Origin of the sequence: Kocuria sp. CPCC 205263, from assembly GCF_040981075.1 — a bacterium.
GTDB classification, from domain to species: Bacteria; Actinomycetota; Actinomycetes; order Actinomycetales; family Micrococcaceae; genus Kocuria; species Kocuria rosea.
The window spans coordinates 1-20,520 of sequence record NZ_JAVKPV010000005.1 but is presented as its reverse complement, the minus strand read 5'-3'; the positions used below and the strand labels follow the sequence as shown (position 1 = coordinate 20,520).

The window sequence follows — 20,520 nt, the reverse complement described above, 5'->3', positions numbered from 1 at the left end:
CGGCTGCGGACAGGCGGTCGTCAGGGACGGAGGCCGTCGGTGGCGAGGGCCTCCCGGAACCGCTCGCCGAAGACCGGGGCGGCGCTCTCGGAGTAGACCCGGCTGAGGTGGTCGTCGTCCCAGTACACGTAGACGTTGCCGACGACCGGCGGGCACCGCCCGGCCGGGCAGATCAGGTCGGTGAGGTCCAGGGTCGAGTAGAGCGGCAACTCGCGGGCGAGCGGGAGCGCGGGATCAGCCGTGCCCACCATGGGGTGCGCGAAGGTGCACCGGGGGTCGTCCTCCCCGTTCGCCACCGCGCACTCGGCCGGCGCCTCCGGGAAGCGGGGGGTGTCGCGGATCCCGACCACGGGGATCCCGCGGTCGGTGAGCTCGCGGATCCGCTGCTCCAGCCCGGGCCGGAGGAACTCCCCCTCCAGGTCGGTGAAGGTCGACTGGACGACGACGAGGTCGGGGTCGGCGGTGCCGATCATCCGCTCGGCGCCCTCGAACCACGCCCGGCAGCTCTCCGAGCCCGGCTGGTCCTCGGCGGCGGCGTAGAAGCAGCCCGGCTGGATCCAGGTCAGCACCCGCCACCGCTCGGCCTCCGCCAGGGGCCGCAGCGCGGGGAGCCAGTGCTGCAGGTGGCTGTTGCCGAGCACGAGCACCGTCCGTTCGGGGGCCTCCTGCGCCACGCTCTCGTGGCAGAAGCGAAGGAGCTCCTCCGGCAGGTCGAGGTCCTCGGGGCAGGCCTCGCCGAGGGAGGCCGGCTGCCTCGGCAGGTCCTCCGGCAGGGGCAGGGTCGGGGCGTCCGGGTCGCCGCGGAACTCGAAGCCGGGCTCGAGGACGGCGGCCCCGGGGTTGTTCCGGACGGCCTCGGCCTGGATCCGGTCGGCACGCCGGTCCTCAACCTGCTGCCAGACGAGCACGGGGGCTGTGACCAGGGCGAGGCAGAGCACCACGACCCCGGCGAGGCGCCGCTTGTTCTGCTCGGGCCAGGCCCACTTCTTGAACCGGTCCTCGACCAGCCGGGTGGCCAGCACGGCGAGCACCAGGGCGACGACGATGATCACCACCCCCGACCGCGGCCCGGCCATGGGCCGGTCCCGCAGCACGAGGTAGGTGATCAGCACGGGCCAGTGGATCAGGTACAGGGCATAGGCCGAGTCCCCCAGCCGCACCAGGGGGCGCGAGGCGAGGATCCGGTCCAGTCCGAACGGGGACCCGGAGCGGCCGGCCACGATGATCGCCGCGGCCGAGAGCAGCGGCCACAGCGCGATCCACCCGGGGAAGGCGCCCTGCACGTCGACCAGCACCCCCACCGAGACCATGCTGAGCAGCCCGGCCCAGCCCAGGGCCACGCGCGCGGTCCGCGGCGGCTTCAGGTAGGGCAGGGCGAGGGCCAGCAGCGACCCGAGGGCGAACTCCCACAGCCGGGTGCGGGTGTCGAAGTAGGCGAACTCCTGCTGGACGGCCGTGCTGTGCACGGACCACGCCAGGGAGGCCAGGAACACGGTGCCGAACATCGCGACCAGGACGGGGACCGGCCGGAGGCGCCCCCGCCGCGTGAGCAGCCAGGCGGCGGCGAAGACCAGCGGCCACAGCAGGAACACCTGCCCCTGGACCGACAGGGACCAGAAGTGCTGGAACGGCGAGGCGGTGGAGTGGTCGGCGGCGTAGTAGTCGACGGAGCTCAGCGCGAGCGCCCAGTTCTCCGCGTAGAGCACCGAAGCGAGCGCCTCGGTGCGCCACTGCCCGGCGTCGGAGCCGGGGTAGACGGCGGCCACCAGGACGAGGGTGCCGAGGATGGTGAGCACCGCCAGGGGCAGCAGCCGCTTGAACACGTGCAGCCAGTACCGCCCCAGCGCCAGCGGCCTCCCCGCCTCGAGCTTGCGCACGAAGGACAGCGTGAGGAAGAAGGCGGAGATCAGCAGGAACACGTCCACGCCCCCGGAGACCCGGCCGAGGAACACGTGGTAGACCACCACCAGCAGCACCGCGACGAACCGCAGCCCCTGCACCTCGGGGCGGAACCCCGAATACCGGGCCACCCGCCAGGCCGTGTCCGGCTCGACGCCCCCGGGGCCGGCCGGGGAGGTGGCCCCCGGGTCCGGGCGCGGGGCGCCGGCCTGCACCGTGCTCACGAGGACACCTCCTGGAGGAGCGTGCCGGGGAGCCGGGTCTCGAGGGCCGGCGCCATCGTCCGCGCGTAGGTCCACGTGAGGTGGTGCGGGTCGAAGAAGACGTGCACGTTGCCCACCACGGGACGGCACAGTCCCTCCGGGCAGATGAGGTCGGTGAGGTCGAGCGAGGAGAAGCCGTTCCGGTCCAGGAGGGCGTCGGCCGGGTTGACGGGCGCCAGGACCTGCTCGACGGGCACGCGGCACCGGTCGGCGTCCTGGCCGTGGCGCACGGCGCACTCGTAGGGGTTGAAGTCGAACCGGGGGTTGTCCCGGAAGCCGACGACGTCGATGCCCTGGCCCGTGAGGCGGTCGACCAGCTCCGGGAACCCCCCGACGAGGGCCTCGGCGGGACCGTCCATCCGGGCCGCGTAGGTCGAGGTCGTCATGACCGCGTCCGGGGCGAGCCGCTCCACGTACTCGATCGCCGCGTCGTTGCCCTCGTGGCACGCATCCCCCTCCGGGCGCACCGCGAAGGCGCAGCCCGGCTGCAGCACGGCGACGAGCTGCCAGTTGCGCTCCTCCGCGAGAGGGATCACCGCGCCCATGAACTGCTCCATGTGGGAGTTGCCGACCACCGCGATCGTCCGCTCGGGGTCCGGCAGGGCCGGGGTCTGGCGGCAGTACTGCTCGAGGACCTCCTGCTCGGGGGCGAACGCCCCCGAGCAGGGCTCGGGCAGCCCGACCCACTCGTCGCCCAGCGCGGAGGCCAGGGGCAGCGTGGGGGCGTCCGGGTCGCCCCGGAACTCGAAGCCCGGGTCCAGCACCGCCGCCCCGGGGTTGTTGCGGGCGGCGTCCTCCGCCAGCTCGGCCGCCCGCCGTGCATCGGCCTGCTGCCACACCAGCACCGGCACCGCCACGAGCGCCAGGCTCACCGCCACCGACGCGGCCAGCCGCCGCTTGTCCCGCTCCGGCCACACCCACCGCTGGAACGGGCGCTCCACCAGCTTCGTGGCGGCCACCGCCAGCACCAGGGAGACCAGGATGATCGCGACCCCCGACCGCGGCCCGGCCACGGGCCGGTCCCGCAGCACCAGGTAGGTGATCAGCAGCGGCCAGTGCACCAGGTACAGCGCGTAGGAGGCGTCCCCGAGCCGCACCAGGGGCCGGGAGGCGAGGATCCGGTCCAGGCCGAAGGGCGAGCCGGAGTGCCCGGCCACGATGATCGCCGCCGCCGAGAGCAGCGGCCACAGGGCGATCCAGCCGGGGAAGGCGCCCTGCACGTCGATCAGCACCCCGACCGAGACCATGCTGAGCATCCCGGCCCAGCCCAGCACCACCCGCGCCGCCCGCGGCGGGTGCAGGTACGGCACCGCGAGGGCCAGCAGGGACCCGAGGGCGAACTCCCACAGCCGGGCCCGGGTGTCGAAGTAGGCGAACGCCTGGTCCGTGGCGGTCGTGTGCACCGACCAGGCGAGGGAGGCCGCGAAGACCAGCCCGAAGAGCACCGCCAGCACGGGCACCGGCCGCCACCGCCCGCCCCGGCACACGAGCCACGCCGCCCCGAACACCAGCGGCCACAGCAGGAACACCTGTCCCTGCACCGACAGGGACCAGAAGTGCTGGAACGGGGAGGCCGTGGAGTCGTCGGCGGCGTAGTAGTCCACCTCGGCCAGCGCCAGCGCCCAGTTCTCCACGTAGAGGACCGAGGCCAGCGCCTCCGTGCGCACCCGGTCGATCCGCGCCTCCGGGAAGAACCACCACGCCAGCACCAGGGTGCCCAGGATCGTGAGCACCGCCAGCGGCAGCAGCCGCTTGAACACGTGCAGCCAGTACCGCCCCAGCGCCAGCGGCCTCCCGGCCTCGAGCTTGCGCACGAAGGACAGCGTGAGGAAGAAGGCGGAGATCAGCAGGAAGATGTCCACTCCCCCAGACACCCGGTCCAGGAACACGTGGTAGACCACCACGAGCAGCACCGCGACGAAGCGCAGCCCCTGCACCTCCGGACGGAACCCGGCGTAGCGGGCCACCCGCCGGGCCGTGTCCGGCTCGACGCCGGTGGGCGTGCGCTGCGCGCCGAGGGTCGTCATGGGCATCTCCTGGGAACACCGTGCCGCCGGGGGCGCGGCAGTGGTCGTGCGGACCCCCGCACTCTACCGGAGGCGCCGGGGCGGCCCCCGGAGACGGCGACGGACCCGCCCCACCGGTGGTGGGACGGGTCCGCGGGGCGAGCCGGCTCGGCGCCGGCCGTCAGTGCCGGCCGTCAGTGCTGGTGGCCGTGGCCGTGCCCCTCGTCGTCGGCGGGCTTGTCCGTCACGAGCGTCTCGGTGGTCAGCACGAGCGCCGCGATGGACGCGGCGTTCTGCAGCGCCGAGCGGGTGACCTTGACGGGGTCGATGATGCCCGCGCCGACCATCTCGACGTACTCGTCGGTGGCGGCGTCGTAGCCGTGCCCGGCCTCGAGCTCGGCGACGCGGGAGGCGACCACGGCCCCGTCCTGACCGGCGTTCTGGGCGATCCAGTACAGCGGCTGCCGCAGCGCGCGGCGGACGATGCCGAGCGCGGTCGCGGCGTCCCCGGTGAGCCCGAGGTCGGACTCGTCGAGGACCTTCGCGGCCTGCACGAGGGCGGTGCCGCCACCGGCGACGATGCCCTCCTCGAGGGCCGCGCGGGTCGCGGAGACGGCGTCCTCGATGCGGTGCTTGCGCTCCTTGGCCTCGACCTCGGTGGCGGCGCCGACCTTGATCACGGAGACGCCGCCGGCCAGGCGGGCGAGCCGCTCCTGGAGCTTCTCGCGGTCCCACTCGGAGTCGGTGCGCTCCACCTCGGCGCGGATCGTGGCGACCCGGTCCTGGATCTCGGCCGGGGTGCCCCCGCCGTCGACCAGGGTGGTGGTGTTCTTGGTGACCGTGACGCGCCGGGCGGTGCCCAGCTGCTCCAGGGTGACCTGGTCGAGGCTGATGCCCAGCTCGCTGGTGATGAGCTGGCCGCCGGTGAGGACGGCGAGGTCCTGCATGATCGCCTTGCGGCGGTCGCCGAAGCCGGGGGCCTTGAGGGCCACGACGTCGAGGGTGCCGCGCAGCCGGTTGACCACGAGGGTGGACAGGGCCTCGCCCTCGACGTCCTCCGCGATGATGGTCAGCGGCTTCTTGGCCTGGAGGACCTTCTCCAGCACGGGCATGAGCTCCGGCACCGAGGAGATCTTGCCCTGGTACAGCAGCACCAGGGAGTTCTCCATGACCGCTTCCTGGCGTTCGGCGTCGGTCACGAAGGACGGGGACAGGTAGCCCTTGTCGAACTGCATGCCCTCGGTGACGTCGAGCTCGACCTCGGTGCTCGAGCCGTCCTCGATCGTGATGACGCCGTCCTTGCCGACGGTCTCGAAGGCCCGGGCGATGAGCTCGCCGATCGCCGGGTCCTGCGCCGAGATGGTCGCCACGTGGGCGACGTTGGTGCCCTCCACCGGGCGGGCGTTCTCGAGCAGGCGCTCGGAGACGGCCTCGACGGCCTTCTCGATGCCGCGCTTGAGGCTCAGCGGGTCGGCGCCGGCGGCCACGTTGCGCAGGCCCTCCTTGACGAGCGCCTGGGCGAGCACGGTGGCGGTGGTGGTGCCGTCGCCGGCGACGTCGTTGGTCTTGGTCGCCACCTCCTTGGCGAGCTGGGCGCCGAGGTTCTCGTACGGGTCGTCGAGCTCGACCTCGCGGGCGATGGTCACGCCGTCGTTGGTGATCGTGGGGGCGCCCCACTTCTTGTCGAGCACCACGTTGCGCCCGCGCGGGCCGAGGGTGACCTTGACGGTGTCGGCGAGCTTGTTGACGCCGTTCTCGAGGGACTTGCGGGCGGCGTCGTCGAACGCCAGCTGCTTGGCCATGGGCGAAGAGCTCCTTCTGGGGTGGCTGGGGTCGCCAGCGGGTTTCGGGGTCTGGATCGGCGAAGGGTGCCCGCCGCGGGCCCGCCGGAACAGCGGGGCGTGCGGCGGGCACCCTTCGTCAGGACTGCGCGGTCTGCGCCGGGTCGGTGCGGCCCGGTCTACTTGACGACGACGGCGAGCACGTCGCGGGCCGGGAGGACCAGGTACTCCTCGCCGTTGTACTTGACCTCGGTGCCGCCGTACTTCGAGAAGATCACGACGTCGCCCTCCTGGACGTCGACCGGGATGCGGTTGCCGGAGTCGTCGACACGACCGGGGCCGACCGCCAGGACCTTGCCCTCCTGGGGCTTCTCCTTGGCGGTGTCCGGGATGACGAGACCGGACGCGGTGGTCTGCTCAGCGGCGAGCGGCTGGACGACGATGCGATCCTCGAGAGGCTTGATGGAGACCGACACGATCTCTCCTTGTCTGTAGGGGTGGAAAACGGTGGGCGACCGCGGGCGGAGCCCGCCGTCGCGCTTCGGGCCGATCGGCGCACCGACCGTCGTCGCGGTGCCGGTCGATCGCCTGGCCCTTAGCACCCTCACCCGGAGAGTGCCAAGGCCAACTGTAGGAGCGGGCTGGCAGTCGGTCAAGGCGAGTGCCAGCGCACCGACCCTCGCGGGAGCGTCCGACAGGAATTAGGTCACGCCGGTGTTCGCCAATGATTTGCCTCACGCCCGCCCGACCCTCTAGGTTGAGCGGTAAGGCAACCCTTACCTCGGCCGAGCAGCGGTGCCCTCCTCGACGTCCCGGCGCATCCGTGCGCAGGTGCGTCGCGCCCATCGGATCCCGCCGGCGTCCTCCACCCCGGAGCACGCCGGCGTCCTCTGCACGAAGGAAGACCATGAACCGCACCCAGCACCCGGTTGCCCTCCTGGCCGTCGCCGGTGTCCTCACCCTCACCGCCTGCGGCACGGCCCAGGGCGACGAGGCCGCCTCCGCGGAGTCGTCCGCCCCCTCCGCCGCCACGGTCGAGGTCGAGGACAACTACGGCACGCAGACGGTCGAGGCCCCGCCGGCGTCCGTCGTCGCCACCGACAACCGCACCTTCGAGACGCTCGCCGAGTGGGACGTCGAACTGGCGGCGGCCCCGCGCGCCCTCATGCCGGACACCATCGCCTACGCCGACGACGAGTCCGTCGTCGACCTCGGCAACCACCGCGAGCCCGACCTCGAGGCCGTCGTCGCCGCGGACCCCGACCTCATCGTCAACGGCCAGCGCTTCGCCGACTACCGCGAGGACTTCGCCGACCTGGTGCCGGAGGCCACCATCGTCGAGCTGGACCCGCGGGAGGACGAGCCCTTCGACGAGGAGCTGAAGCGGCAGACCTCCGTCCTGGGCCAGATCTTCGACCGCGAGGACGAGGCCGAGCAGATCAACGGCGACTTCGACGCGGCGATGCAGCGCGTCGTCGACGGCTACCGGCCCGGCGACACAGTCATGGCCGTCACCGTCTCCGGCGGCGAGATCGGCTTCATCGCCCCGGGCAACGGACGCACCCTGGGCCCGCTGTTCGAGATCTTCGACTTCGCACCGGCCCTCGAGGTCGAGGGCGCCAGCGACGACCACCAGGGCGACGACATCTCCGTGGAGGCGATCGCCGACTCGAACCCCGACTGGATCCTCGTGCTGGACCGCGACGCCGCGATCTCCGCCGAGGACCCGGAGTACACCCCGGCGCAGGAGGTCATCGAGAACGCCGCGGCTCTGCAGAACGTCACCGCGGTGCAGGAGGGCCAGGTCGTCTACATGCCCCGGGACACCTACACCAACGAGGGCATCCAGACCTACACCGAGTTCTTCGACACCCTGGCCGACGCCATGGGCGCGCAGGACTGACCCATCGTCCGGACGGCGGTGGCGGGGTCCGCCCCACCACCGCCGTCCGCCGGGCACGAGGCCGGAGGAAGGACTGACCCCATGTCGACGATCGTGTCGAAACCCCCCGCGGCGAGCAAGGGCTCGCTGTTCGACTGGAAGCTGCTGCTCGGTGCGCTCGGCGTCCTCGCGCTGCTGGCCGCGTCCCTCCTCACGGGGGTCTACGACGTCTTCGGCGCCGAGGACGGCGACGAAATGTTCGCGATCACGCGGATCCCCCGCACCATCGCCCTGGTGCTCGCCGGCGCCGCCATGTCCATGTCCGGCCTGGTGATGCAGCTGCTCACGCAGAACCGCTTCGTGGAGCCCACCACGACGGGCACCACCGAGTGGGCGGGGCTCGGGCTGCTGCTCGTCATGCTCCTGGTGCCCACCGCCACGGTCCTCACCCGGATGCTCGGCGCCGTGACCGCGGCCTTCATCGGGACCATGGTCTTCTTCCTCTTCCTGCGCCGCGTCTCCCTGCGCTCCTCCCTCATCGTGCCCATCGTCGGCATCATGCTGGGCGCGGTGGTCGGGTCCGTCTCGACGTTCCTGGCGCTGCAGACGGACATGCTGCAGAACCTCGGGGTCTGGTTCGCCGGCAGCTTCACCTCGGTGCTGCGCGGTCAGTACGAGGTGCTGTGGATCGTGCTCCTGGTCGGGATCGCGGTGTTCCTCGTGGCGGACCGGCTCACCGTCGCCGGGCTCGGCGAGGACGTCGCCACCAATGTCGGGCTGAACTACCACCGCACCGTCCTGCTCGGGACCGGGCTGATCGCGGTGGCCACCGGCGTCGTCACCGTCGTCGTCGGCAACCTGCCCTTCCTGGGCCTCATCGTGCCGAACATCGTCTCGATGGTCCGCGGCGACGACCTGCGCAGCAACCTGCCGTGGGTGTGCCTGCTCGGCATCGCCATCGTGACGCTGTGTGACCTCCTCGGAAGGATCATCATCATGCCGTTCGAGATCCCCGTGTCCGTGATCCTCGGGATCGTCGGCGCCGTGGTGTTCGTCTGCCTGCTCCTGAGGCAGCGTCGTCGTGTCTGAGGCCGTGCTCAGCACTCCCGTACCCGCACCGGCCGCGGCGCCGGCGGCCCCCGCCGCACGGGGCCGCGCCGGGGCCTTCCCCACCCCGCGGGCCCGGCGGCGGTACTGGACGGTCGTCGCCGTGCTGGCCCTCGCCTCCGCGGGCTTCGCCTTCGGCCTGCTGGCCTGGGACAACCCGATGCCGGTCGGCTCGGACGGCTTCTGGCGGATCGCGGACCGCCGGGTGACGAGCGTGGTCATCATGGCGGTCGTGGCCTTCTGCCAGGCGATCGCGACCGTGAGCTTCCAGACGGCCACGAACAACCGGATCATCACCCCGTCGATCATGGGCTTTGAGTCCCTCTACGTGGCGATCCAGACGTCCACGGTCTACTTCATGGGCGCCGCGGGGATCCTCCTCCTGCAGGGCGTGCCGCAGTTCCTGCTGCAGGTGGCACTCATGGTCGCGCTCTCCCTCGCGCTCTACGGCTGGCTGCTCTCCGGCCGGTACGGGAACCTGCAGGTGATGCTGCTCGTGGGCATCATCATCGGCGGGGGCCTCGGCTCCGTCTCGACCTTCATGCAGCGCCTGCTGTCCCCCGGCGAGTTCGACGTGCTCTCCGCCCGGCTGTTCGGCTCCGTGACGAACGCCCAGGCCGACTACCTGCCGGTGGCGGTCCCGCTGTGCCTGCTGGCCGGCGGCGCCCTGTGGCTGAGGTCCTCGCGCCTGAACGTGGTCGCCCTCGGACGGGACGTGAGCCTGAACCTCGGCCTGCGGCACCGCGCCGAGATCATGGGCACCCTGTTCCTCGTCTCCGTCCTGATGGCCGTCTCCACCGCCCTGGTGGGCCCCATGACGTTCCTCGGCTTCCTGGTGGCGACGCTCGCCTACCAGTTCGCCGACACGTACGACCACCGCCACCTCTTCCCCGTGGCGGTCTTCACCGGGTTCCTCGTCCTGACGGGCGCCTACTTCGTCCTGAACAACGTCTTCTACGCCCAGGGCGTCGTCTCGATCATCATCGAGCTCGTCGGCGGCTCCGTCTTCCTCTACGTCATCCTCCGAAAGGGCCGGCTGTGATCACCCTGACCAACGTGCGCAAGGACTACGGCGGTGAGGTCACGGTCGGGCCCGTCGACCTCGAGATCCCGTCGGCCGGCATGACCGCCCTGGTCGGCCCCAACGGTGCGGGCAAGTCCACGCTGCTGACGATGATCGGACGCCTGCTCGGCCTCGACGACGGCAGCATCGACATCGCCGGCTACGACGTGGCCCGGACCCGGTCCAAGGACCTCGCCCGGATCGTCTCCGTCCTGCGCCAGGAGAACCACTACATCACCCGGCTCACCGTGCGGCAGCTGGTGGGCTTCGGCCGCTTCCCCCACAGCCGCGGCCGGCTCACCGCCGTGGACGACGAGATCATCGGCAGGTACATCGACTTCCTCGGCCTGGCGCCGCTGGAGCACCGCTATCTCGACCAGCTGTCGGGCGGCCAGCGCCAGCGCGCGTACGTCGCCATGGTCCTCGCACAGGAGACCGACCACGTGCTGCTGGACGAGCCCCTCAACAACCTGGACATGCGGCACGCCGTGTCGATGATGCAGCACCTGCGGCGGGCCTGCGACGAGATGGGGCGCACCATCGTCATCGTGCTCCACGACATCAACTTCGCCAGCCACTACGCGGACCGGATCTGCGCCGTCAAGGACGGCCGGGTCGCCGAGTTCGGCGAGCCGCACGAGATCATGGACGGCGCGGTCCTCACCCGGGTCTTCGAGACCCCGGTGACCGTCGTCGACGGCCCCCGGGGCCGTCTCGCCGCGTTCTACTGACCGGTGCCCGTCCGGACGGGCGGGCCGGATAGGGTGGACCGATGCAGAACGAGGCGACCGACATGGCACCCCTGCTCACCGCCGAGGGGAGTCGCCTGCTGGAGGCCGTGGGCCCCTACGACGCCGACGACGCCCTGGGGGCCGCGACCCGCCTGCGCGCCGCGGGGCACGATCCCCGGCTCGTCTCCGCGGTGCTCACCCAGGCCCGGCTCCGCGCCAGGGCGCGGGAGAAGTTCGGCGACTTCGCCGACCGCATGCTCTTCACCCGGGCCGGCCTCGAGCAGGCCACCCGGCTGCGGGTGGCCGCCCTGCACGCCCGGCGGTTCGCCGACGCGGACCTGGTGCACGTGGCCGACCTCGGCTGCGGCATCGGCGCGGACGCGCTCGCGCTGGCCTCCCTGGACCGCCGGGTCACCGCCGTGGAGCTCGACGAGACCACGGCCGCGGTGGCCACGCTCAACCTCCTCCCCTTCCCCGAGGCCACGGTGCTGCAGGCCGACGTCGAGCGGCTGGACCTCACCGCCCTGCCCGGCGGACCGCCGGACGGGGTGTGGCTGGACCCGGCCCGGCGCACGACGTCGTCGTCGGGCACCCGCCGGATCTTCGACCCCGAGGCGTTCTCCCCGCCCCTGTCCTTCGTCGAGGCGCTGGCCGGGCGCGGCCTGCCCGTCGGGGTGAAGCTGGGGCCGGGCATCCCGCACGAGGCGGTCCCCGCCGGGTGCGAGGCGCAGTGGGTCTCCGACCGGGGCGACGTGGTCGAGGCCGTGCTGTGGTTCAACGCGGTGGCCCGCCCCGGCGTGCGGCGGGCGGCGCTCGTGCTCTCCGAGCACGGGTCCGCGGAGCTCACCAGCCCCCAGGACAACGACCCCGCCCACGCCGACGCCGTGGTCGGACCCGTGGGCGCGTACCTCTACGAACCGGACGGCGCGGTGATCCGGGCGGGGCTCGTCACGGACCTCGCCCGGCAGCTGGGCGCACGGCTGATCCACCCCCGGATCGCCTACCTCACCTCCGACGAGCTCGTGCGCACCCCGCTGGCCCGTGCGTACCGCGTGCGGGAGGTGCTGCCGCACACCGTCAAGGTGCTCAAGCGGTGGGTCCGGGAGCACGAGGTCGGCACGCTCGAGATCAAGAAGCGCGGCACGGACGTCACCCCGGAGGAGCTGCGCCGCCGGCTCGCGCCGATGGGCCCCGGACGGGCCACGCTCGTGGTCACCCGGACGGCCCCGGGCCCCGGTCCGGGGGGCCCGGGACGGGGCGGCGCGGGCCCCGCGGAGCAGCGCGTCGTGATCGTCGTGGAAACCGTAGACTGATGGCTCCGCGGGCCGACCGGCCCGCCCCCAGAGCACGGAGGACCTGCCGCGTGGAGATCTCGTTCGCCCGCTCCCACCAGTCGACGCTGGGCGTCGAGTGGGAGATCGCCCTCGTGGACGGCACCACCGGGGATCTCGTCCCCCGGGGCCGGGAGACGTTCGAGGCGGTCCTGGACGCCCACCCCGCCTGGGGCACGGACGGCGACCACCCGCACCTGACCGGAGAGTTCCTGCTCAACACCGTCGAGCTGGTCACCGGGGTGTGCCGGGACGTCGCCCACTCCACGGAGCAGCTGTCCACCATGCTGGACGAGATCCGCAAGGTCACCGACCCGCAGGGCCTCGAGGTCTTCGCCGCCGGCACCCACCCGTTCGCCCGCTGGCAGGACCAGCAGGTCACCGACAAGCAGCGCTACCACAAGCTCGTGGACCGCACCCAGTACTGGGGCCGGCAGATGGTCATCTACGGGGTGCACGTGCACGTAGGCCTCGACTCCCGGGCGAAGGCGCTGCCCGTGCTCGACGGGTTGCTGACCTACTACCCGCACCTGCTGGCGCTGTCCGCGAACTCGCCCTTCTGGGCGGGCGAGGACACCGGCTACGCGTCCCAGCGCTCCATGATCTTCCAGCAGCTGTCCACGGCGGGGCTGCCGTACCACTTCCCGTCCTGGGACGCGTACGAGCAGTGCATCACGGACATGATCGCCACCGGCATCATCGAGGAGATGAGCGAGGCCCGCTGGGACGTGCGCCCCGTGCCGCGACTGGGCACCGACGAGGTGCGCTTCTGCGACGGGCTCTCGACCCTGTGGGAGGTCGGGGCGCTCACGGCGCTCACCCAGTGCCTCGCGGAGTCCATCTCCCGGGACGTGGAGGCGGGCCGGCCCCCCGCCCGCCTGAAGCCCTGGCACATCCAGGAGAACAAGTGGCGCGCCGCCCGCTACGGCCTCGACGCCGAGGTCATCACCGACCCGCGCAACATCGAGCGGGACCTGCGCACGGACCTGACCGCGCTGCTCGACCGGCTGGAGCCCGTGGCCGCGCAGCTGGGCTGCTCCCGGGAGCTCGCCGACGTGGAGCGGATCCTGGAGCAGGGCGCCGGCTACCAGCGCCAGCGCGCGGTCGCCCGGGCCCACGACGGGGACCTGCACGCCGTCGCCCTCGACATCGTCCGCCGCACCCGGGAGAACGACTGACCCGCCCGCCCGGCACGCCCCGCTGTACGCGGGGACCTGTTCGTCCCTAGGTTGCAGGCATGACGAACACGACCGGCACCGGTCCGGACCCCTCCGCCCGCCACGCCCCGCAGGACCACGGGGTGCTGCAGCTCGGCGCCCTGCACCCCCTGCTGGAGGAGGCGCTGGCCGCCGAGTTCTCCGCCCTGCGCCTGCCCGAGGACCCCGCCGAGCAGGACCGCTTCCTCGAGCGGCACGCCGGCGACGTCAGGGTGGCGGTCGGCTCCGGGCGCACCGGCGTGGGCGCGGACCTGATGCGGCGGCTGCCTCGGCTCGAGGCCGTCGTCCACTTCGGCGTGGGCTACGACGGCACGGACGCCGCCGGGGCCGCCGCGCGCGGCATCGTGATGAGCAACACCCCCGACGTCCTGACCGACGCCGTGGCGGACACCGCGCTGGCCCTCTACCTGGACGTGCTGCGTCGCTTCTCCGCGGCGGACCGCTACGTCCGGCGCGGGCAGTGGGAGAGCACGGGGAACTTCCCGCTGGGCCGGCACGCCTCCGGACGGCGGGTGGGCGTGCTGGGCCTCGGCAGGATCGGCCGGGCGGTCGCCGTCCGGCTGGAGGCGCTGGGCTGCGAGATCCACTACCACAACCGGCGCCCGGCCACCGGCAGCGGGTACGCCTACCACGGGTCCGCGGCGGAGCTGGCGGCCGCCGTCGACGTGCTCGTGGTCGCCGTCCCCGGCGGCCCGGACTCCGCCGGGACGGTCGACGCGGAGGTGCTGGACGCCCTCGGACCGGACGGGTTCCTCGTCAACGTGGCCCGCGGCTCGGTCGTCGACGAGCGGGCCCTGGTGGCGGCGCTGCAGGAGGGCCGGCTCGGCGGGGCCGGCCTGGACGTCTTCGCCGACGAGCCCCGGGTGCCGGCCGCCCTGCGCGAGCTCGACACGGTGGTGCTCCTCCCGCACGTGGGCAGCGCGACCGTGGAGACCCGGCGGGAGATGGCCGAGCTCACCCTGCGCAACCTCCGCAGCTGGCTGGCCGACGGCACCCTGGTCACCCCCGTGCCGTGAGCGGCCCCGGCCGGCTCAGACGGAGACGGTGGTGACCGGCAGCGAGGAGTCGGCGGCGAAGTCCAGCCCGGAGGGCGCACGGCCCTCGGCCACGACCCGGGCGGCCAGCGCGGCGACCATCGCCCCGTTGTCCGTGCACAGCGGCAGCCGGGGGATCACCAGTTCGATCCCGTGCGCGGCGCAGCGCTCGGCGGTGAGCTCGCGCAGCCGGGAGTTCGCGGCCACTCCCCCGCCGAGCAGCAGCGTCCCGAGCCCCTGCTCGGTGCACGCGAGCACGGCCTTGCGGGTGACCACGTCGGCCACCGACTCCTGGAAGGACGCCGCGACGTCGGCGACCGGCACCGGCTCGCCCCGCGCCTCGTAGCCCTCGACGACCCGGGCCACGGCGGTCTTGAGCCCGGAGAAGGAGAAGTCGTAGCGGTGCGGGCCGGGCCGCTCGGCGGAGCCCATGTACTTGCCCGCGCTCAGCCCGCGGGGCAGGCGGAAGGCGGTGGGGTCCCCGTTCCGGGCGGCGGCGTCGATGGCCGGGCCGCCGGGGTAGTCGAGGCCCAGGACGCGGGCCACCTTGTCGTAGGCCTCACCGGCCGCGTCGTCGATCGTGGCCCCGAGCAGGCGCACGTCCCGGGAGAGGTCCTCGACGGCGAGGATCTCGGTGTGCCCTCCGGAGACCAGCAGCGCCCCGAGGCCGGGCGGCAGGCCGTCGCCGAAGTCGCCCTGGAAGCCCTCGATCCCCGAGTCCTCGAGCAGACCCACGCTGACGTGCGCCACGAGGTGGTTGATCGCGTAGAGGGGCTTGCCCGTGGCCACGGCGAGGGCCTTCGCGGCGGCCGTTCCCACCATGAGGGCCCCGGCCAGGCCGGGCCCGGAGGTCACCGCGAGCGCGTCGAGGTCCGCCAGGCCCACGCCCGCCCGGTCCAGGGCCTCGCGCAGGGCGGGGACGATCGCGTCGAGGTGGGCGCGGGAGGCGATCTCGGGGATCACGCCGCCGAAGCGCACGTGCTCGTCCATCGAGGAGGACACCACGTTGGCGAGCAGGGTGCGTCCCCGCACGATCCCCACGCCGGTCTCGTCGCACGAGGACTCGATGCCCAGCACGAGGGGTCCGTCGGTCATGGGGTCTCCTCCGTCGGGGCGGCCGGGGTGTCGGTGGCGGTGAGGTCGAGGCGCATGATCAGCGCGTCGGCGCCGTCCCGGTAGTAGCGGGGGCGGGTGTGGATCTGCTCGTAGCCGAAGCGGCGGTAGAGCTGCTGGGCGCGCGGGTTGTCGGCGCGGACCTCGAGCAGCACCTCGGTGGCCCCGAGCTCCCGGGCCTGCGCGTGCAGGGTGCGCAGCAGGGCGGAGCCGATCCCGCGTCCCTCGTGCTCGGGGACCACGGCGATGGTCTGCACGTCGCCCACGGGGCGGAGGCACATGAGCCCCGCGTAGCCGACGATCACGCCGTCCTGCTCGGCGACCCAGTACCAGCACACGGGCTGGGCGAGCTCCGCGAAGAACATCTCGAGCGGCCAGGCGTCGACCGGGAAGAGCCGCCGCTCGAGCGCGTGCACCGCCGCGACGTCCGCGGGGACCATCCGGCGCAGCGTCCAGGAGCCGGGGGCGGGGCTCACGCGCCCGCCCGCTTCCGGGGACCGGGGACCTTCGCGTCGGACTCGCGCAGGTACAGGGGGGTCGTGTCCGGGGACAGCGCCTCCCCGCGGGCCGTGCGACGCGCGGCGGCGAGGCCCAGGGACGACGCCGTGGGCTGCGCCGCGGCGAACTCCGGCACGGGCCGGGCCAGGCGGTCCGCGTAGATCCCCGCCCCGCGGCCGTAGGCGGGCAGCTCCGGGAGCTGCTCGGCGGCGGCCACGCCAGGCCCCCCGGTGCGCCGCGGGCCGTCCTCGGTCGCGGCGAAGCGGGCCCAGTAGACCTCCCGGCGCCGGGCGTCGGTGAGCACGAGGAACTCCTCGTGCCCGGCCGCCCGGGCGGGGCCGGCCGCGTCCTGGGCGAGGGCCTCGAGGCTCATGAGACCGTGCAGCGGCACGTCCCATGCGAAGGCGAGCGCCCGCGCCGTCGCGATCCCCGCCCGCAGGCCAGTGAAGGGCCCGGGGCCGGTGCCGACGAGGACGCCGTCGAGGTCGGCGCCGGTGACGCCGCGGCCGGCCAGCAGGTCGCGGACCGCGGGGGCCAGGACCTCGGCGTGGGAGCGGGTGTCCGGGCTCGCGTAGGAGCCGAGGACCTCGCCCGCACCGGTGACGAGGGCGGCGGAGGCGACGGCGGAGGAGTCCAGGCACAGGAGGAGCACCCGACCAGTGTAGTGCCCGCCCCCGGGGGCGCCTCCCGGCTCAGTCGAGCCGCGGGGGCCCGTCCACCCAGCGCGGGCCGATCCCCGTGAGGGTGATGCGGCGGGGCTCGTCGTCCTCGTCCGGGTCCTCGTCCCCGGCCGTGCCGGGGACGAGGGGGTCGGCGCCCACGGCGCGCTCCAGCACGATCTCGAGGCGGGAGTCGGCCAGGTGCTCGACCTTCCCGGCCCCCCACTCGACCACGGTGACGGCGGTGTCCGCCGTGTCCTCCAAGTCGATGTCGTCGACCTCCGCCGCGGAGCCCAGCCGGTAGGCGTCGACGTGCACCAGGTCCGGGCCGCCGGGCCGGGGACCGTCCGGGACGTTGGGGTGCCGGCGGACCAGCACGAACGTGGGCGAGATGATCCCCGCGCGCACCCCCAGGCCCCGGCCCAGCCCCTGGGTGAACGTGGTCTTGCCCGCGCCGAGCTCGCCGGTGAGGACCAGCAGGTCCCCGGCGCGCAGCTGGGCGCCCAGCCGCTCGGCCAGGGCCTGGGTGCGCCCGGGCCCGTCCACGGTCACGGTCCGGGTCCACTCGCTCATGCCTGCTCCTCCGCCGCGCTCGCCGGGTCCTCCGCCGCGTGCAGGTGCACCCGGGGCACGCGGGGCGAGACGCGGGTGACGATCTCGTAGTTGATCGTGCCGGCGGCGTCCGCCCATGCGCTCGCCGAGGGGTTCTCCCCCGCCCCGAACAGCACGGCCTCCGCCCCGAGCAGCCCGTGCTCGGGGGCGGAGCATCCCGGCGCGCCGAGGTCGACCACGATCTGGTCCATCGCGACCCGGCCGACCTCCGGGTAGGTGCGGCCCTGGATCCGCACGGGTCCGCCCGTGCCGGAGCGCGGGACGCCGTCCGCGTAGCCGAGCGGGACGAGCGCCAGGGTGGTGGGGCGGTCGGTGACGTAGCTCAGCCCGTAGGAGACGCCCTGGCCCGCCGGCACCTCCTTGACCGCGCTGACCGTGCTCCGCAGCGTCATGGCGGGCACGAGACCGAGCTGCTCCGGGGTGCGGTCCGCGAACGGGGAGAGCCCGTAGAGGGACACCCCCACCCGGACCATGTCCAGGAGCATGTCCCCGGGGCGCTCGAGCCCGGCGGCGGAGAGGAGACCGGGCGAGTTCGCTGCGTGCCGCAGCCCGGGCCGGAGCCCGGCGGCCCGCGCCGTGGCCACGGCCGCGCGGAAGCGCTCGAGCTGCTCCCGGGTCTCGGGCCGGGACGGCTCGTCGGCGACGGCGAGGTGGGTGAAGACGCCGACCACCCGCACGAGCCCCTCGGTCTCGGCCTGCGCGGCGGCCCGCACGAGCTCGGGCCAGAGGGCCTCCGGCGCGCCGTTGCGGCCCAGGCCGGTGTCGATCTTGAGGTGGATCCGGGCGGTGGTCCTGAGCGCGCGGGCGGCCTCCGCGATCGGGGCGAGCTCCCAGCCGCTGACGCCCAGCTCGACGTCGGAGGCGAGCGCCGCCCGGAAGTCCGTGTCGACGGTGTGCAGCCACGCGAGCACGGGCGCCCCGATCCCCGCGGCGCGCAGGGCGAGGGCCTCGCCGACGTGGGCGACGCCCAGGGCTTGGGCGCCGGCCTCGAGGGCCGCCCGGGCCACGGGCACCGCACCGTGGCCGTAGGCGTCGGCCTTGACCACGGCCATGAGCCGGGCGGGGGCGGCGAGGGCCCGGAGCCGGCGCACGTTGGCGCGGACGGCGGCGAGGTCGACCACGGCGCTGCGCTCGCACCGGGGCGGAGGGGGGAGGGCGGATCCGGACGGGGCGGCCGGGACGGGGTCTGGACGGTTCACGGCTCCCATTGTGGCACCGCCGCCCCCGGGCCCGGACCGGGGCCCCGGGCCCGGCGGCTAGAGTTGAACCGTGTCCGCCGCGCCCCGCCACGTCCTGCTGATCAGCCTGCACACCTGTCCCCTCGAGCAACCGGGGTCGGGGGATGCGGGCGGGATGAACGTCTACGTCCGCCACCTCGCCGAGGCCCTCGTGGACGCCGGCCACACCGTGGACATGGCCACCCTCGACCGGGGCCACGGCGCCCCTGCTGTTGCCGGCGTGCGGCGCACCCGCATCCGCGAGGGGCTGCGGCTGCTCACCGTCTCGCTGCCGGGTGCCGCCGGGGCGAGCAAGGAGGACCTGCCCGGGTTCACCGCGGCCTTCGCGGAGGTGCTCCGCGCGGAGGCCGACCGGCCCGACGTCGTGCACGCCCACTACTGGCTCTCCGGCGCCGCGGGCCGGGAGCTCGCCGACGGCTGGGGCGTCCCCCTCGTCCTGACCCTGCACACCACGGCGCTCGGGAAGAACCTGCGCGCCCGGACCGGGGAGGGCCTCGAGCCGGCCTCCCGCGCCGAGGCCGAGGCCGAGCTGATCGCCCGGGCCGAGGCCACGGTGGTGAACACCCGGACCGAGGCGCTGCAGATGATCGAGCTCTACGACGCCGACGCGGGGCGCCTGACCGTGATCACCCCCGGCGTCGACCTCTCGGCCTTCTCCCCGGACCCCGCCCCCGGCGAGCCGCGCCGCACCGACGAGCCGCCACCCGGCTCGCCGGGGCGCCCGATGCGGATCCTGTTCGCCGGGCGCCTGCAGGCGCTCAAGGGCCCGCACGTGCTCGTCGACGCGCTCGCGCGGATCCGGCGGACCGACCCCGGCCTGCCCGTGGAACTGGACGTCGTCGGGGTCGGCACCCGGGGCTTCACGGCCGCGCTCCGGGAGCGCGTGCGGGAGCTGGGGATGGAGGACGTCGTGCGCTTCGGGCCCGCCCTGCCGGCCCCGCAGCTCGCCGCCCGGATGCGCCGGGCCGACCTCGTGGCCGTCCCGTCCTCCTCCGAGACGTTCGGCCTCGTGGCCCTGGAGGCGCAGGCCTGCGGCACGCCGGTGCTCGCCACGGACGTGGACGGGCTGCGCACCGCGGTGCTCGACGGGCACACCGGCCGGCTCGTGCCCGACCGCGACCCCGGCTCGTGGGCGCGGGCCGTGGTCGAGCTCGCCGGCGACCCGGCCGCCCTGGAGCGCATGGGCGGGGCCGCCGCCCGGCGCGCCGAGGGCCACTCCTGGGACCGCACGGCCCTGGCCACCGCGGAGGTCTACGCCCGGGTCCGCACCCGGGCGGGGGTACGCGACGGTAGCGGCCGGCGCCTGAATACACTCGAACGGTGACGACCTCCCCCCTCTCCCCCGCAGACCTCGCCCGCCACCTCGACGACCACCGCATCACCGGAGCGGTGGCGACCCCCCGGGAGGCGAACCTGCGCAACATCCAGGGCTTCCTCGAAGGCGACCAGCACCAGCACATGGGCGTGGTGCGCACCCGGGAGTGGAGCTTCGACGACGTGTTCGCGCTGATGCGCGACCGCGTCGGCATCTCCCCCGACCGGGCGCACGCCGAGGGCCAGGACACGATCTCCGCGGAGCTGGCCGTCGCCGGGCTGGAGCGCTACGCGCGGGTCCTCGGCGAGGTGGTCGTCGCCGGCGGGCGCGTGCTCTTCGCCACCGGCCACCCGGCCGGCCTGTTCCCGGTCTACGCGCAGCTGGCCCGGGTGGCCCGCCGCGCCGGCGCGCACGTGGTGCAGGTCCCGGACGGCTTCCCGTTCGAGGACGGCGACGTCCGGCAGATCGAGAGCGTCGTGATGGTCGAGCAGTACGGCGGGCTGCGGCACACCCACTTCCCCGGGCCGATGTCCCTGACCCTGGAGAAGCTGCGCCGCGACGGGCAGAACCCGCCCGACCTTGTGGTCGCCGACCACGGCCTCGCCGGGGCCGCCGGGTCCCGGGGGCTGCGGACCATCGCGGTCGCCGACTGCAACGACCCGGGCGTGTTCGTGGCGGAGGCGCAGGGCCAGGTCGAGGTCGCCGTGCCGCTCGATGACAACCTCCCGCCGCGCGTCTACGAGCCGGTCACGGCGTTCGTGCTCCACCGCG

At 74.0% G+C, this 20,520-nt stretch carries 18 protein-coding genes; 9 read left to right on the top strand and 9 right to left on the bottom strand.

Features of this window, described 5'->3' with window-relative positions:
• Positions 1-20: 20 nt before the first annotated feature.
• From RF647_RS08925 to groES, 4 genes are all read right to left on the bottom strand, one after another.
• Positions 21-2,123, bottom strand: coding sequence for an acyltransferase family protein (locus RF647_RS08925; RefSeq protein WP_368811422.1), 2,103 nt, complete (start codon positions 2,121-2,123; stop codon positions 21-23).
• Entirely contained in the window at positions 2,120-4,189 is a 2,070-nt protein-coding gene (locus RF647_RS08920) for an acyltransferase family protein (protein WP_368811421.1), read from the bottom strand. The genes RF647_RS08925 and RF647_RS08920 overlap by 4 nt, the downstream gene beginning before the upstream one ends.
• Before the next feature lie 173 nt (positions 4,190-4,362).
• Positions 4,363-5,970, bottom strand: a complete 1,608-nt coding sequence (gene groL / locus RF647_RS08915) for a chaperonin GroEL (RefSeq protein WP_368811420.1) — start codon at positions 5,968-5,970, stop codon at positions 4,363-4,365.
• A 158-nt stretch (positions 5,971-6,128) separates the two neighbouring features.
• Positions 6,129-6,425, bottom strand: a complete 297-nt coding sequence (gene groES / locus RF647_RS08910; protein ID WP_017834525.1) for a co-chaperone GroES — start codon at positions 6,423-6,425, stop codon at positions 6,129-6,131.
• A gap of 431 nt (positions 6,426-6,856) precedes the next feature.
• On the opposite strand from groES, the gene RF647_RS08905 reads away from it, so the two are divergent.
• The 7 genes from RF647_RS08905 (at position 6,857) to RF647_RS08875 (ending at position 14,296) form a co-directional block, all read left to right on the top strand.
• Positions 6,857-7,852: a siderophore ABC transporter substrate-binding protein gene (locus tag RF647_RS08905; protein ID WP_368811418.1), complete on the top strand. Its 996-nt coding sequence runs from the start codon at positions 6,857-6,859 to the stop codon at positions 7,850-7,852.
• Between the two features lie 81 nt (positions 7,853-7,933).
• Positions 7,934-8,920 (top strand): ABC transporter permease, encoded by a 987-nt coding sequence (locus tag RF647_RS08900; protein ID WP_368811417.1) that lies wholly within the window; start codon positions 7,934-7,936, stop codon positions 8,918-8,920.
• A complete protein-coding gene (locus RF647_RS08895; protein WP_368811416.1) occupies positions 8,913-9,980 on the top strand; it encodes an iron chelate uptake ABC transporter family permease subunit in 1,068 nt (355 codons plus the stop codon). Before RF647_RS08900 ends, RF647_RS08895 begins: the two co-directional genes overlap by 8 nt.
• On the top strand, positions 9,977-10,732 hold the full coding sequence (locus RF647_RS08890; protein WP_368811415.1) for an ABC transporter ATP-binding protein: 756 nt from the start codon (positions 9,977-9,979) through the stop codon (positions 10,730-10,732). Before RF647_RS08895 ends, RF647_RS08890 begins: the two co-directional genes overlap by 4 nt.
• A gap of 41 nt (positions 10,733-10,773) precedes the next feature.
• Positions 10,774-12,045 (top strand): SAM-dependent methyltransferase, encoded by a 1,272-nt coding sequence (locus RF647_RS08885; RefSeq protein WP_368811413.1) that lies wholly within the window; start codon positions 10,774-10,776, stop codon positions 12,043-12,045.
• Between the two features lie 50 nt (positions 12,046-12,095).
• Positions 12,096-13,241, top strand: a complete 1,146-nt coding sequence (locus RF647_RS08880) for a glutamate--cysteine ligase (RefSeq protein WP_133409362.1) — start codon at positions 12,096-12,098, stop codon at positions 13,239-13,241.
• A 59-nt stretch (positions 13,242-13,300) separates the two neighbouring features.
• On the top strand, positions 13,301-14,296 hold the full coding sequence (locus RF647_RS08875) for a 2-hydroxyacid dehydrogenase (RefSeq protein ID WP_368811412.1): 996 nt from the start codon (positions 13,301-13,303) through the stop codon (positions 14,294-14,296).
• 15 nt (positions 14,297-14,311) lie between these two features.
• Here the strand turns inward: RF647_RS08875 and tsaD are convergent, their stop codons facing one another.
• Genes tsaD through alr form a run of 5 tightly spaced genes read right to left on the bottom strand, consistent with a single transcriptional unit; the run spans position 14,312 to position 18,395 of the window.
• The gene (gene tsaD, locus RF647_RS08870) at positions 14,312-15,409 is read right to left on the bottom strand and encodes a tRNA (adenosine(37)-N6)-threonylcarbamoyltransferase complex transferase subunit TsaD (RefSeq protein ID WP_368811411.1); all 1,098 of its coding nucleotides are present in this window, start codon (positions 15,407-15,409) and stop codon (positions 14,312-14,314) included.
• The gene (gene rimI, locus RF647_RS08865) at positions 15,406-15,867 is read right to left on the bottom strand and encodes a ribosomal protein S18-alanine N-acetyltransferase (RefSeq protein WP_368811657.1); all 462 of its coding nucleotides are present in this window, start codon (positions 15,865-15,867) and stop codon (positions 15,406-15,408) included. Before rimI ends, tsaD begins: the two co-directional genes overlap by 4 nt.
• Before the next feature lie 32 nt (positions 15,868-15,899).
• A complete protein-coding gene (tsaB, locus tag RF647_RS08860; RefSeq protein WP_017833347.1) occupies positions 15,900-16,577 on the bottom strand; it encodes a tRNA (adenosine(37)-N6)-threonylcarbamoyltransferase complex dimerization subunit type 1 TsaB in 678 nt (225 codons plus the stop codon).
• Between the two features lie 40 nt (positions 16,578-16,617).
• On the bottom strand, positions 16,618-17,157 hold the full coding sequence (gene tsaE / locus RF647_RS08855) for a tRNA (adenosine(37)-N6)-threonylcarbamoyltransferase complex ATPase subunit type 1 TsaE (RefSeq protein ID WP_368811410.1): 540 nt from the start codon (positions 17,155-17,157) through the stop codon (positions 16,618-16,620).
• Positions 17,154-18,395, bottom strand: a complete 1,242-nt coding sequence (gene alr / locus RF647_RS08850; RefSeq protein WP_368811409.1) for an alanine racemase — start codon at positions 18,393-18,395, stop codon at positions 17,154-17,156. The genes tsaE and alr overlap by 4 nt, the downstream gene beginning before the upstream one ends.
• 70 nt (positions 18,396-18,465) lie before the next feature.
• On the opposite strand from alr, the gene RF647_RS08845 reads away from it, so the two are divergent.
• Both RF647_RS08845 and RF647_RS08840 read left to right on the top strand, forming a co-directional pair.
• A complete protein-coding gene (locus tag RF647_RS08845; protein ID WP_368811408.1) occupies positions 18,466-19,758 on the top strand; it encodes a glycosyltransferase in 1,293 nt (430 codons plus the stop codon).
• Positions 19,755-20,520, top strand: a 766-nt coding sequence (locus tag RF647_RS08840) for a phosphatase (protein ID WP_368811407.1), incomplete at its 3' end; no start/stop codon positions are given. The genes RF647_RS08845 and RF647_RS08840, both read left to right, overlap by 4 nt.